This window comes from Streptomyces sp. NPDC107559 (genome assembly GCF_055657365.1).
The window spans coordinates 1-13,605 of the sequence record NZ_JBVKBD010000010.1; the positions used below are offsets into that span (position 1 = coordinate 1).

At 73.0% G+C, this 13,605-nt stretch carries 11 protein-coding genes and 1 riboswitch; of the genes, 3 read left to right on the forward strand and 8 right to left on the reverse strand.

Annotation, left to right across the window (positions count from 1 at the left end):
• The 3 genes from ACZ7OY_RS27005 to ACZ7OY_RS27015 all read right to left on the reverse strand — a co-directional run.
• Window positions 1–877, reverse strand: an 877-nt coding sequence (locus ACZ7OY_RS27005) for an RNA-guided endonuclease InsQ/TnpB family protein (RefSeq protein ID WP_471913755.1), incomplete at its 3' end; no start/stop codon positions are given.
• 111 nt (window positions 878–988) lie between these two features.
• Window positions 989–1,429 (reverse strand): Lrp/AsnC family transcriptional regulator, encoded by a 441-nt coding sequence (locus tag ACZ7OY_RS27010; RefSeq protein ID WP_351606356.1) that lies wholly within the window; start codon window positions 1,427–1,429, stop codon window positions 989–991.
• A 54-nt stretch (window positions 1,430–1,483) separates the two neighbouring features.
• Complete coding sequence (locus ACZ7OY_RS27015; RefSeq protein ID WP_471913756.1) at window positions 1,484–2,833, reverse strand: transaminase; 1,350 nt, start codon at window positions 2,831–2,833, stop codon at window positions 1,484–1,486.
• Between the two features lie 329 nt (window positions 2,834–3,162).
• Window positions 3,163–3,337, forward strand: a riboswitch (cyclic di-AMP (ydaO/yuaA leader).
• An 8-nt stretch (window positions 3,338–3,345) separates the two neighbouring features.
• Between ACZ7OY_RS27015 and ACZ7OY_RS27020 the strand changes: the two genes are divergently transcribed.
• On the forward strand, window positions 3,346–5,205 hold the full coding sequence (locus tag ACZ7OY_RS27020; protein ID WP_471913757.1) for a C40 family peptidase: 1,860 nt from the start codon (window positions 3,346–3,348) through the stop codon (window positions 5,203–5,205).
• Window positions 5,206–5,378: 173 nt separating this feature from the next.
• On the opposite strand, the gene ACZ7OY_RS27025 is transcribed toward ACZ7OY_RS27020, so the two are convergent.
• Window positions 5,379–7,526 (reverse strand): DUF1996 domain-containing protein, encoded by a 2,148-nt coding sequence (locus ACZ7OY_RS27025; RefSeq protein WP_471913758.1) that lies wholly within the window; start codon window positions 7,524–7,526, stop codon window positions 5,379–5,381.
• 310 nt (window positions 7,527–7,836) lie between these two features.
• On the opposite strand from ACZ7OY_RS27025, the gene ACZ7OY_RS27030 reads away from it, so the two are divergent.
• Both ACZ7OY_RS27030 and ACZ7OY_RS27035 read left to right on the forward strand, forming a co-directional pair.
• On the forward strand, window positions 7,837–9,039 hold the full coding sequence (locus tag ACZ7OY_RS27030; protein ID WP_471913759.1) for a cysteine desulfurase-like protein: 1,203 nt from the start codon (window positions 7,837–7,839) through the stop codon (window positions 9,037–9,039).
• Window positions 9,040–9,193: 154 nt separating this feature from the next.
• On the forward strand, window positions 9,194–9,910 hold the full coding sequence (locus ACZ7OY_RS27035) for a YoaK family protein (protein ID WP_471913760.1): 717 nt from the start codon (window positions 9,194–9,196) through the stop codon (window positions 9,908–9,910).
• Window positions 9,911–9,917: 7 nt separating this feature from the next.
• Here the strand turns inward: ACZ7OY_RS27035 and ACZ7OY_RS27040 are convergent, their stop codons facing one another.
• The 4 genes from ACZ7OY_RS27040 to ACZ7OY_RS27055 form a co-directional block, all read right to left on the reverse strand.
• Complete coding sequence (locus ACZ7OY_RS27040; protein WP_469386588.1) at window positions 9,918–10,040, reverse strand: 50S ribosomal protein L36; 123 nt, start codon at window positions 10,038–10,040, stop codon at window positions 9,918–9,920.
• A 72-nt stretch (window positions 10,041–10,112) separates the two neighbouring features.
• On the reverse strand, window positions 10,113–10,277 hold the full coding sequence (rpmG, locus tag ACZ7OY_RS27045) for a 50S ribosomal protein L33 (protein ID WP_152889071.1): 165 nt from the start codon (window positions 10,275–10,277) through the stop codon (window positions 10,113–10,115).
• A gap of 71 nt (window positions 10,278–10,348) precedes the next feature.
• Complete coding sequence (locus ACZ7OY_RS27050; RefSeq protein WP_471913761.1) at window positions 10,349–12,799, reverse strand: ABC transporter permease; 2,451 nt, start codon at window positions 12,797–12,799, stop codon at window positions 10,349–10,351.
• On the reverse strand, window positions 12,793–13,530 hold the full coding sequence (locus tag ACZ7OY_RS27055; protein ID WP_471913762.1) for an ABC transporter ATP-binding protein: 738 nt from the start codon (window positions 13,528–13,530) through the stop codon (window positions 12,793–12,795). The genes ACZ7OY_RS27050 and ACZ7OY_RS27055 overlap by 7 nt, the downstream gene beginning before the upstream one ends.
• Between the last annotated feature and the right edge of the window lie 75 nt (window positions 13,531–13,605).

The window sequence follows — 13,605 nt, forward strand, 5'->3', positions numbered from 1 at the left end:
CGTGCACGGACTTGGCGAGCCGGGTGCGCGCGAGAGCGGACACCGCAAGGTCTTCCACATACACCGCTTGGGTCTCGCGGATGATCTTCGTGGATACTTTGTGGTGCCAGTCCCGGCGCCGGTCCGCCGCACGGGCGTGCTGGCGCGCGACCTTGGTGCGGGCCTTGGCCCGGTTCTTCGACCCCTTCGCCTTGCGGCTCAAGTCCTTCTGCAACCGCTTGAGCTTCTTCTCGGCGCGGCGCAGGAAGCGGGGGGAAGCGATCTTCTGTCCGTCGGAGAGGACCGCGAACGCGGACAGGCCGAGATCGATACCGGTCTCGGCGTGGGTCCGGGGCAGGAACTCCGGGTCGGTGTCCACGACGAACGATGCCCAGTACCGGCCGGCCGCGTCCATGATGACCGTGACCGAGGTAGGCACCGCCGGAAGCGGGCGTGACCAGCGCGCCCGCAGGTCCCCGACCTTCGCCACGTACAGGCGGCTGTTGCCGCGCAGCAAGAACCCGTTGGCGGTGAGCCGGATCGACTGCCGGTTGTCCCGCTTGGACTTGAACCGGGGCGGCGCAACCTTCGGGCCCTTGCGCTTGCCGGTGACGCAGGAGAAGAAGTTGCGGTAGGCGGTGTGCAGGTCCCGCAGGGACTGCACCAGCACCACCGACGACACCTCGGACAGCCACACGCGTTCCCCGGTGCGCTTGGCGGCAGTGATGACCTGCTTTTGAAGGTCGGTGTCCTTGATATACGGCAGCCCCGCCGCGTGTGCTTCCCGACGGGCCCGAAGGCCGTCGTTGAAGACCACGCGGGCACACCCGAACGCCCTGGCCAGCGCATCACGCTGTGCGGGCTCGGGGTACACGCGGAAGTTGTACCGGAGCTGCATGTGAACAAACTACTGCCCGGCACTGACAACACCGGCCTGGACAGCCTCGCCCTGCGGACCATTCCGACTTACCCTGCCCTGAAGGACGAGGCTTGCGCCGAGCCCAGCCCGTCAGCCGACGTCCCACAGGAACCGGTGGGTGTGGATCCCGAAGTACGGGAAGGACTGCACCTGCCGGACTCCGTCGATCGGCCTGACGACGTCGTTGACGAAGTCCAGGAGGTCCTTCGGGCCGGGCGTGACCACCTCGGCGAACAGGTCGAACCCGCCCGAGGTGAGTACGGAGTAGACCACCTCGGGCCGTTCCGCGAGCGCGTCGGCGACCGTGCGCGGGTCGCCGTCCACGCCGATGCCGAGCAGTGCCATGGCCTGGCCGCCCATGGCCATCGGGTCGGTCACGCCGACTACCTGGACGGCCCGGGAGTCCAGCAGGCGTTGCAGCCGCTGCCGGGCGGCGGAGGCGGACAGGCCGACCTTGGGGCCGAGGTCGGCGTACGCGATACGCCCGTCGGTCTGAAGTTCCCGCAGGATGGCCCGGTCGATCTCGTCCACGTCTGCTGGTCCCCTTTCCTTCCCGGCGGCTCGCGCCCACCCTATCGGCGCACGTCAGCCGACGAGTTCGGCGAGGGCGGCGGCGAACAGCCCGGTGTGGGTGTCCACGTCCTGCTCCGTGGTGTCGGGGCACATGAGCGCCATGTTGTGGAACGGGGTCAGCAGGATGCCGCGGTTGGCGAGATAGAGGTGGAGGAAGTCCTCCAGCTCGGTGTCGCCGGCCGCCGCGGACTCGGCGCCGGTGCGCGGGGCCGGGTCGGCGAAGCGATACTCGGTGCGTGCCCCGAGGCGGCTGACGGACCAGGGCAGACCGTGGGCGGCGATGCCCGCGCGCACCCCTGCCTCGAAGCGCTCGGACAGCTCGGACATGTGGGTGAAGGCGTCGTCGGTGAGGACGTGTTCCAGGGTGGCGCGCATCGCGGCGACGGACAGCGCGTTGCCCGCGAGGGTGCCGCCGACGCCGCCCATGTCCACCAGGTCGAGATCGGCGCGGGACAGCAGCCGGTCGGCCAGGTCGGCGGAGAGGCCGTAGGCGCCCGCGGGGATGCCGCCGCCGATCGCCTTGCCGATGGTCAGGACGTCCGGTTCCAGGTCCCAGGCCGCGGTGCAGCCGCCCGGACCGGCGGAGAAGGTGTGCGTCTCGTCGTTGATGAGGAGGGTGCCGTACTGCCGGGTCAGGGCGCGGACCCCGGCCAGGTAGCCGGGTTCGGGGAGCACGATGCCGATGTTGGTCAGCGCGGGCTCCATCAGGACGGCGGCGACGTCGCCGTGGGCGAGTTCGCGCTCCAGCCGCTCCAGATCGTTGAACTCGGCGACCCTGCTGGTCAGCGTGACGTCGCAGGGTGCACCGACGTTTCCGGGCCGAGCGGCGCCCAGGCCGTCGGGCCCGACGACGATGAGCGACTCGTCGACGCTGCCGTGGTAGCTGTAGCCGTTCACGAGGATCTTGGAGCGGCCGGTGACGGCGCGGGCGAGCCGGATGGCCCAGCGGTTGGCGTCCGTCGCCGTCAGCGAGAAGCTCCACCGGGTGAGCCCGAAGCGGCGGGTCAGCTCCGCGCCGACCCATTCGGCGTCCTCGGTGGGCAGCATCGCGGTCGCGCCGCCCAGCTCGGCGAAACGGTGCCGGACGGCTTCGGCCACCACCGCCGGCGAGTGGCCGGCCATCGCGCCGGTGTCGCCGAGGCAGAAGTCGATGTACTCGTGTCCGTCGATGTCGGTCACCCTGGCGCCGCGCGCGGTGTCCAGATAGCGCGGGAAGGCACCGGCGGTCTTGTTCATCCAGGTCATCGGCACCCGGCCGAAGAGATGCTCGGACCGCGCGTAGGCGGTCTTAGAGCGGGGGTTGCGACGGTCGGCCTCGGCGCTCTCGCGGGCCAGGAGGTGCTGAAGGCGGGTGCGGTCCATGACTACCTCGTAGAGCGACGGCGGATGAGCACACAGAGCGTACGACTGAATCGTATGCCGATTCAAGATTCGACGACGGAATCGATCGTCACGACAATCGATTCACGTGCACCGATCGAAGCGAGCGAAGCGATCGAGCCAACAGGGCGCGGAGCGCGACGGCCGCCGCCCCACCCCCACCCCTCTCGCCTCCGGCCCGGAGCGCGACGGAGGGAAATGAAGGTCACAATACGTATCGGACATACCGCACTTCAACCTTCACACGAGCCGCACAAATTAGCTAAGTTGGCGCCAGGCCGCTCGGTTCCTCCGGCGAATCCCGCCGGGCCGCGCTGCCTCCGCCGAGTCCGGTGAACCACTGCGGCCGCCGGAGCCGGGGACCCAACCGATCCTTTGGGGTGAATCGGCCCAACCGCCCTGCGGGGCAAGGGCCGTAGGGCACGCCTTCCGGAACCTCCGCCCGAACCCGACAGCTAACTCGGTAGGCGGAGCACGGAAGGAGTACGTCGCCGATGGCGCCAGGACGCGACAAGCGCCCCGAAGGTCTCGGCCTCCCCGGTATGTCGGACGCGGTCAGCGGCGAGGAGATCCGGCAGCGGATCAACACCCTCTACGACCGCGCGGAGACCGACTCGGGGACCTACAACGCCACCCGCGCGATGTCGGTCGGCGACCGCAGGACCGGCCGCCCGGCGCGTCCCGCCCAGCGCAAGCCGTCCGACCCCGCCCTCGACGCCGTCGCCCGGAAGTGGTTCGACGGAGCGCGCGCCAACGTGGGCCCGATCGTCGCGGCCGTGCTGCCCGCCGACCGGATGCCCGCCCCGTCGGCCCGTCCCGCACCGGCGCCCGCGCCGGAGCTCCCGGCCGCCATTCCGGCCCCTCGCCCCGAACTTGAGGCTCCCGCCCGGCGCGCCCCGGAGCTCACCGCCGGGCCCGTCGCGCCCATCGCCGCGCTCCCGGCCGCGCCGGAGCGCCCACGGGACGCCTTCCCGGCTCTGCCCGCCGCCCCTTCCGCGCTCCCGGCCGGACCGCCCGCGGCCGCACCCACGGTGACGCCTGCTCTCGCGGTCACGCCCGCACCCGTGCCTGCGGCCACGCCTGTGGCTGACACCGCGGCACGGCAGATCGCGCGGCGGTCGGCCAAGGGGCAGAACCAGGAGAAGCTCACCCAGGCCCGGAGGCTGCTGACCCGGCAGGTCGCCCTGCGTACCGCTCCACCGGCCCCGGAGAGCGCACCGGCCGCCGCACCGCGCTGGCCGGTCCCGGAGCAGGACCCGCTGTTCGGCGAGGGCACCGGGTGGCTGACCCAGCCGTCGCCCGCCCCCGGCCCGCTCGCCGGAGGCGGCGAGTACCCGAGCGCTCCCGGCGCCACCGGTCAGTTCGGCACCGTTCCCAGTGTCGCGGGATACCCGAACACCCCCATCGCCACCGGGCAGTTCAGCCTCCCCCTCGATGCCGCCGTGACGAACCCGCCGGCCGACACCGGGCAGTTCAGCGCCATCCCGAGCGTGGCCGCCTATCCGAACACCCCCGTCGACACGGGGCAGTTCAGCCTTCCCTTCGAGGCCGGTCTCACCAATCCCCCCGCCGACACGGGGCAGTTCAGCGCCGTCCCGAGCATGGGGGCCTACCCGAGCGCCCCGGTCGCCACCGGCTACCCGAGCGCCCCCGCGAGCCCTGCCTACCTCGGCGCCCCCGCTGACGTCGGCTACCCGGCCACCCCTGCCGACCCGGCCTACCCGAGCGCCCCTGTGACCGCCGCGTACCCGAGCGCCCCGGTGACCGCCGCGTACCCGAGCGCCCCGGTGAGCCCCGGTTATCCGAGCGCCCCCGCGGTCGCCGCCTACCCGGGCAACCCCGCCGACACGGGCCAGTTCGCCCTGATGAACACCGGCCAGTTCGCCGCACCCGCCATGCCCGCGGCACCCGCCATGCCTGCCATGCCTGCCATGCCTGCTGCCCCCGCCATGCCCGCCCCGGTCGCGGTCGGCATTCCGGAACCGGCGGGGTACGGCGGCAAGGCCGCGAAGGCCCTCGAGTTCGCGCGCGCCCAGATCGGCAGGCCGTGCCTGTGGGGTGCGACCGGCCCCGAGTCGTACGACTGTTCCAGTCTCACCCAGGCAGCCTGGCGGGCCGCCGGGGTCGCGCTCCCCCGCGCGGCGGCCGACCAGGCCCGCACGGTCTCGGCGATCCCGCTCACCGACCTCCAGCCCGGCGATCTCATCTTCTTCCACGGCGACACCAGCCATGTCGGTGTCTGCGCCGGACCCGGCACGATGATCCACGCCCCGGGGCCGGGTGCCCTGATCCGCGAGGAGTCCATCTTCTTCGCCGGGCAGGCGGCGATCCACAGCGCGGCACGGCCCGCCTGACCCTCGGGACTCACACCGAGGACCCACCCGAACCGCGAACTGCCCGGACGGATCATTCCGTCCGGGCAGTTCGCACGTTACGGCGGCACGGTACGCCGGGCATGGATCGGCACGGCGCCCGGACCGTCGGTACCGGTCCGGGCGCCGTGCCGTGGGTGCTCACCCGGGCGTCGTCACACGGGGCGTCGCCTGGTGCGGATCAGCAGGACGACACCGGCGATGGCGAGCACGCCGCCGAGCGCCGCGGGCCACAGCTGCGCGCCGGTCTCGGCGAGACCGCCCTGGACCGCCTGCGGTTCGGTCTGCGGCACGGTCTGGGGGGCCGGCTGCGCGGCGGAGGTGGCCTGCCCGCCGTCGTCCGCGGCCTGGGTCTGCTCGGCGCCGCCCGTCGAGCCCGATCCGGCGGCTGCCGTGTCGTCGGCTTCGGGGGCGGTGGTGACCAGGCCGGAGCCGTTGCCGCCCGAACCCTGCTGTCCCGAGTCGTCCTTCGGGCGGTTGGTCGCCGAGGGGGAGGAGTAGGGCTTGGGCTGGGTGTTGCCGGGACGGGTGGCGGTGGCCGTGGCGGCGGGCGGCTCCATGGTCGCCTGGCCACCGTTGCCTGCGTTGCCACCGTTGCCTGCGTTGCCACCGTTACCGGCGTTGCCACCGTTACCGGTGTCGCCACCGGTCTGCCCCTGCGCGCCGTTCCCGTCCTTCGGAGGCTCGGGGGTCTGCGTCTGCTGGCCCTGGTCGCCGTTGCCGCCGCCGTTGCCCGCGCCGTTGTCGCCGCCGTTGCCGCCGTTACCGGCCCCGTTGTCGCCGCCGCCGTTGCCCGGCTCGGCGCCCACGCCGCACTGCCGGCCGCCGTTGATGCAGTCGACCATCTCGTTCATCAGCTTCTCGTCGAAGACGTTGATGAAGTCGCCGTGGTCCGTGATCGGCTTGTGCAGGTTCTCGGGGAAGGAGTCCACCGCGAACAGCGGGGTCGTACGGCCGCCGTCCTGCAAGCTGGGCGCGTCCACGTCGTACACGATGCGCTGCACCAGCTGCGGAATGGCCTGGAAGCCGCTCGGGCAGGAGCCGTCGGCGGCGGCGAACGCCACGTGCGTACGGTGGTTGGCGCTGTCGATGTTCCGTCCGTCCCAGCAGCTCTGGAACTTGAACGTGCGCACGACGTCGCTGCCGCTCGGGCAGAGCGGGTACTTGTCCTTCAACTGCCGGTCCTCCAGGCCCGTGCAGCTCCAGGACGCGTTGGCGTTGGCGGGGCCGTTGACGAAGGCCTTGGCGTCGCCGGTGATGATGCGCAGCAGCCGCGGCATGGCGGTGACCTTGCTGCGGGGGTTGCCCACGAAGGTCATCGTCACCTGCTTGGGCGTGACGATCTGACCGGCGTTGCCCTCGGTGCCGCCACCGGGCGATCCGGCGTCCCGCTCCTGGGTGCCGTTCTGGAGACGCAGCACGGGCCAGAAGTACGACGACTTGTCGCCCTGGTCCTGGCAGCTGGTCTGTGCGTTCGCCAGGTCGCCGTCGCTGGCGAAGGCGCTGTTGGACTGGTTGCCGACGTAGTCGTGGAAGTGGTGGGCTCCGTTGCTGACGCCCGGGGCGACGATGACGTTGTCGGAGTTGAACAGCCCGTTGGCGTTCACACCGCAGCTGGTGGCGAAGGTGCCGCGGGAGGCGTCCGCCTGGAGTGCGGGGCTCTGCGCGTTGGGCTGGGCCGAGTTGATGTCCGCGTAGTCGGCAGCGACCGGGCCGTTTCCGGCCTGCCCGCCGTTTCCGGCCTGACCCTGCCCCTGGTTCTGCCCCTGGTTCTGCTGGCCCTGGTCCTGGTTCTGCTGACCCTGGTCCTGGCCCTGGCCCTGCTGGCCCTGATCCTGCGTCTGCTGGCGCAGCGTGCAGGCGGCCAGCGCCTCCAGATCCTCCGGACGGTCCCCGGCCTGGCCGATGGCGACCGCGATGCGCTCGATCGTCGCGGCCCGCGTCTCCTTCAGCGGATTCATGATCTCGCTGTCGGCGAAGCCGCTGTCGTCCTGGACGGCCTGCGCCGACTCCTGGAGCTTCTTGTAGGCCTCCGCGACCTGCTGGTCCAGCAGCGCGAGTTCCTTGTCGACGTCCGCGCGGGCAGCATCGGGAACGTCCGTCAGACTGTCGCCGACGTCCGGACAGTCGATCGTGCCGGGACCCCACCCGCCCGACTGCTGCGTGTCGCCGCCCTGCCCGCTCTCGCTCGCGGAGGCGTACACGTTCGCCACGACCAGTCCTCCGCCGCCCAGGATCAGAGCGGCTGCGGCAAAGGTCGCGCGTCGTGCGCCTGTTGGGCGTCTGCGCGTGTTGCGTCCCACGGAAAACTCCTACGCGTCGTGACGAGGCTCCGGGTATGAAAATCCCTCGTCCCATACGGAGCCGGGCCCGGAGGCGTTCAGGCGCCTCACGAATTCACAGCATTTTCTTATCGCGTACCGACGTCGTCACAGGGAGTGCCTGCTAGGGCGTCTCGCATTCCGGGACTTGGCGCAGCCTGCCGAGGCCGTGGAAGCCGCCGGTGAGACGGACCCGGCCCCGCGGCGGGACACCCGAACTGCGATCATGTGCGGTAACCGCCCGGTACGGGTGGGATGCACGCACCTCACCCCCTTGTCCCAGGGAGTTGGCATGGCCTTCGACGTCGCAGCGCTCCGCGCCCTGATCCCCGCCCTGAAGTCCGGGTCCGCCCGGTTCGACGCTCCCGGCGGTACCCAGACGCCGCAGCCCGTCATCGACGCGATGGTGGAGACGCTGGCCGCACCCCTGGCCAACCGGGGGCAGACCACCGAGGGCGAGCGCAACGCGGAGGCGGTCGTCGCCGCCGCCCGCGCCGCGCTGGGCGACCTGACCGGCGTACCGGCGCGCGGCGTCGTCTTCGGCCGCAGCGCCACCCAGCTCACCTACGACCTGGCCCGCACCCTCGCCAAGACCTGGAACGCGGGCGACGAGGTGGTCGTCACCCGGCTCGACCACGACTCCAACATCCGGCCCTGGATCCAGGCGGCGGAGGCCGTGGGCGCGCGGGTCCGCGAGGCGGACTTCGACCCGGCCACGGGCGAGCTGCGGCCCGAGCACATCGAGGCGGTGCTGTCGTCGCGCACCCGGCTGGTCGCCGTGACCGCCGCGTCCAACCTGATCGGCACCCGCCCCGACATCCCCGCCGTGGCCCGACTGGCACACGACGCCGGGGCGCTGCTGCACGTGGACGCGGTGCACTACGCGGCGCACGCGACCGTGGACCTCGCCGAGCTCGGTGCGGACACCCTGGTGTGCTCCCCCTACAAGTTCCTCGGGCCGCACCTGGGCGTGCTGGTGAGCCGGCCCGAACTGCTGGAGACGCTGCGGCCCGACAAGCTGCTGCCGTCCTCGGACGCCGTGCCGGAGCGGTTCGAACTCGGCACGCTGCCCTACGAGTTGCTGGCGGGCGCCCGTGCCGCGGTGGACCTCCTCGCCGACCTGGCGCCCGGCGCGCAGGGCACGCGGCAGGAGCGCCTGCGCGCCGCCTTCACGGCCGTCGAGGCCCACGAGGACGCCCTGCGGGCCCGGATCGAGCGCGGGCTGGCGGACCTCGGCGGTGTGACGGTGTACTCCCGCGCCGCGCACCGCACCCCGACCCTGCTGTTCTCCGTGGCCGGCCACCGGTCGGCGGACGTCTCGCGCCATCTCGCGGACCACGGCGTCGACGCCCCGGCCGGCTCCTTCTACGCGCTGGAGGCCTCCGTGCGCCTCGGGCTCGGCGGTGAAGGGGCGGTGCGGGTCGGCCTGGCACCGTACTCCGACGAGAACGACGTCGACCGGCTGCTCGCGGCCCTGGGCGCGCTCCGCGCCTGAGCGGGCCGCAGCGGGGGTCGTACGCCACCGGCCTGCGCCGTACGCCACCCCCCCGTGCCGTACGCCCGGCGCTCGTGTCGTGCGCCGTGGCGGCACGGGGTGGGTGAGAGCGTAGGGCGAAGGCCGCTGCGCAGCCGGCCGCCGGAGGTGGAGGGTGAGCGTCCCGGAACCGCTGCCGACGTCGCAGTCGGTGCGACTGGGTGTGCTCCTGGCGATGGTCGGCGGGGCGCTGGACGCCTATACCTTCGTGAGCCTGGACGGCGTCTTCGCCAACGCGCAGACGGGGAACGTGGTCCTGTTCGGCATCGAGGCGGCCCACAGGCAGTGGGGGCAGGCGTGGCGCCACGTTCCGCCGATCCTGGCGTTCATCGCGGGTGTCGTGGCGGCGGAGACGCTCAAGCGTCCCCGGCCGGCCGGCGTCGTGCGGTGGCCTCCCGTGGCGGCGCTGGTGCTGGAGATCGTGGTGCTGGCGGGCGTCGGGCTGCTGCCCGCCACCGCACCGGACGCGCTGGTCGTCGTACTGATCTCGTTCACCGCGTCCGTGCAGATCACCGCGTTCCGCAAACTCGTGGACACCGCCTACAACAGCACGATGACGACGGGGAACCTCCGGACCGCGACACAGAGCGCGTACGAGGCGCTCGTCGACGGCGACCGGGAGGCGGCGCGCCGGGCCGGTCAGTTCACGGCCGTCATCCTGGCGTTCCTGGCCGGCGCGCTGGGCGGTGCGGCCCTCACCGTGGCGGTGGGCGTGCACGCGGTGTGGGCCGCCGCCGCGGTGCTGACCTGCGGCCTGGCGCTGTTCGTGCACGACGAACGCACGGCCCGCAGGCGAACCGCGGCGGCGGCCCGTACGGACACCCGGGGTTGAGACCGGGTCAGCCCTGGCGGGCCTTGAAGCGGGGGTTCTTCCGGTTGACGACGAACGTCACACCCCGTCGCCGGACGACCTGCGCCCCCGGCTTGGACTTGAGCGCGCGCAGCGACGTACGCACCTTCATGGCTGCGTTCTCCTTCGGTTCGATCGGGCGTCGGTGGCCGCGGTCAGCGGCGCGCCGGAGCGTGGACCGTGGTCATCGCTCCTCGCGGAAGGGGACGTGCGCCCCTGCCACCGGGTCGTACTTGCGCAGGACCAGCCGGTCCGGGTCGTTGCGGCGGTTCTTGCGCGTCACATAGGTCACACCGGTCCCGGCCGTCGACTTCAGCGTCACGACGGGACGGACCTCGTTGCGGGCCATGCATTCTCCTCTCACCGGCATCGCACCCACTGATCGGTGCATGCCAGTCACGAGGCCTACAACAGCGGGCCTCACCGGGACATTCCCGGCGTGTCCCCGCACCGGCGCAACGCGATCCAGGCGGGCAGGACGGAGGAGATCACGGCAAGTGCCGCGCAGGCGCCGACGGCCCCGCCGAGGGCCGTCCAGGGGAGCTCGATCACGGCGCGCACCGACAGCACGCGCAGCGCGCACCACATGCCCGCCAGGTCGACGCCCGCCACCAGGAGTCCCAGCACGGCGCCGACCCCGACGACCAGCAGCGACTCGGCGGCCACCAGGCGCAGCACCTGCCGCCGCGTCGCTCCGGCCAGCCGCAGCACGGCCAGGTCGCGGACCCGGTCGGAGGTCGCCATGGTCATGGTGTTGGCGAGCGAGATGCCGGTATAGAGGAGAGCGATACCGAGGACCAGGAACAGCCCGATCCGGGTCGTCCGGTTGCTCCGCGGGGAACTCGCCCGCACCCACTGCGACCCGGTGAGGACCCGGCCGCCCGACGCGCGCACGGCCGTCCGCAGCCCGTCGGCCACGGTGGCCGGTTCGGCGCCGTCCACGAGGGCGACGTCGACGCGGTCGACGCTCGCGCCCGGGGCGTTGCGCGGGGTGACGTAGACGCCGTTGCCGCCCGTGCCCTGCCGCAGCACCGCGACGATCCGCAGGGTCCTGGGCGTGCCGTCACCGAGCCAGATCCGCACCCGCTGCCCCACGGTGTGCTGTTCCCACTCCTCGTTGACGACGATCGAGTCGTCGTCGAGGGCGCGCACGCTCCCGGCCACGACCGGCAGATCGGTGGTGGCGGCCAGCGGCCCGGGATCGGCGGCGCGGGCGTCGTCCCTGCGGAGCGACACGCCGTCCTCCAGGACGTGCACGGCGCTCGCCGAGGTCGCGGACACCTCGGCACCGGACACCCCGCGCAGTCTGCGCAGCGTCGTCGCGTCGAAACCCGCGTCGCCCGCCGGGACGACCACGAAGGCGGCGGCCGTCCGCTCCCCGAGCTCGCCGGCCTTCGCCCGGTCCAGGGTCGCGGTGGCCCCGAGGAGCGAGCCGGTGAGCGCGACCGTCACCAGGACCGGCGCGGCGATCGCGGCGGTACGGCGCACGCCCGCGGCGGCGTTCTCCCGTACGAGCATGCCGCCCGCGCCGGGCAGCCGGGCCGGCAGCCAGGCGAGCAGCCGGGTCAGCGGGCGCACCACGGCCGGAGCGAGCAGCGCCACCGCGCTGATCAGCAGCATCGGCCGGCTCACATAGGTCTTGCGGTGCAACAGGTCGGCCGGGTCGGTGAGCAGGGCGACCGCGCAGGTCACCGCCGCGGTCAGCAGCAGCGCGGCGCCGGACGCCCGTCGGCCCCACGTCATCGTCCGGGTGTCGACGGAGGCCTCGCGCAGGGCCTGGACGGGACCGGTGCGGCCCGCACGCCAGGACGCGGCCGTCACACCGCACAGCGCGACGAGCAGGCCGGTCGCGAAGGCCGCGCCGTACGGCCAGGTGGCGCCGCCCACGGTGAACCAGTCCGGGGCCAGGCCGCCGTCGACCACCCGGGCGGCCAGCCGGGGTGCCTCGTGACCGCCGAGCAGGCAGCCGGCGGCAGAGGCGAGCACCCCGACCAGGAGGGCCTCGACGAAGACCGTCCGGCGGATCTGCCCCGGGGTCGCCCCGGCCGTGCGCAGCAGCCCGAACTCGCGACGCCGTTGGGCGACCGAGAACGCGAAGGTGGACGCCACCACGAACACCGACACGAAGGTGGTCACCCCGCCGGCGGTGCCGAACAGTGCGTTCATCGCGGTGAGGGCCTCGCCGTCCCGGTCGGCATCGGCGTCGGCCCGGCGGCGCGCGTCGCCCGTGAGGACCTGGACACCGGTACCGCCCACCGCCGCACGCACGGCCGACGCCTCGGCGTCCACGACCGCCCGGGTGCTGGTCGGCCGGATCCCGGCCGCGCGCCGGTCGGTGTAGAACACGGCGTTCTCGAAGCCGTGTCCGGCGACGGTGCCGACCACGTGCACGGTGCCGTGATCTGTCCGTACGCGCCGGCCGGGCCGGGTCCAGTCGCCGCTGACGACGACCTCGTCGTCCGCGGTGGGCGCGCGTCCCGCGTCGAGCTCGTACGGTGCGAACGCGGCGGTGGACCAGGGGTGTCCCACCAGGTCGCCCGGTCCGCCCCGGGCCCGTACGGCGAACGACCGGTCCTCGACGACGGGGCCGAGCCGCCGCAGCCGCGCGAGTACGGCGGCGGGCAGGGCGCGCGGCCGGTCCAGCCTGCGGACCCGGTCGCCGTGCGGGGTGGGCACGCGCAGGGTGTCGGACGCCTGCACCACGACGGGCGCCGCGGCGAACCGCTCCGGGTCCCGGCCGGGCGCGTGCAGCGTCGAGGCGAGGGCCAGACCCATGACGGTGGTCAGCGCGACACCGAGCGCGAGGGCGACGAAGCTGCCGGCGAAGGTGACCCAGCGGCTGCGCAGGGTGCACAGGGCGACGGTCAGCACGCTCCGGCCTCCAGTTTCGTCATCCGCGTGGCGATGTCGTCGGCTTGCGCCCCGGCCAGCTCGCTCTCGATCCGCCCGTCGACGAGGAAGACGACGCGGTCGGCGTACGAGGCGGCGACCGGGTCGTGCGTGACCATGACGACCGTGCGGCCCTCGGTGTCGACCATGGCGCGCAGCAGCTTCAGCACCTCACGGCCGGTGTGCGTGTCGAGGGCGCCGGTCGGCTCGTCGCCGAAGAGCACCTCGGGGCGGGTGATCAGCGCTCGGGCCAGGGCGACGCGCTGCTGCTGGCCGCCGGACAGCTCCGTCGGCCGGTGCCGCGCCCGGTCGCCCAGGCCGACCTGTTCGAGGACCTCGCGCACCCGGGCCCGGGGTGGTCGGCGGCGGGCGAGCCGCAGGGGCAGCGCCACGTTCTGCTCGGCCGTCAGGGACGGCAGCAGGTTGAAGGACTGGAAGACGAACCCGATGCGTTCGCGGCGCAGCAGGGTCAGCCGGGTCTCGCTCAGCCTCGTCAGGTCGGTCCCGCCCACGACGACCGAACCCGAGGTGGGGCGGTCCAGTCCGGCGGCGCACTGCAACAGGGTCGACTTGCCCGAGCCTGAAGGGCCCATGACGGCGGTGAAGGTGCCCTGCGGGACGGCGAGCGAGACCCGGTCGAGCGCCGTCACCGCGCTGTCCCCCGTCCCGTACCGCCTGCTGACGGAGTGCAACCGGATGGCGTCCTCGTTCATCTGTCCCCACCGTTCTCGCTGTCCGTGCCGCACCGATGTCCATGTCCGTGCCGCACCGTTGCCGATGTCCGTGCC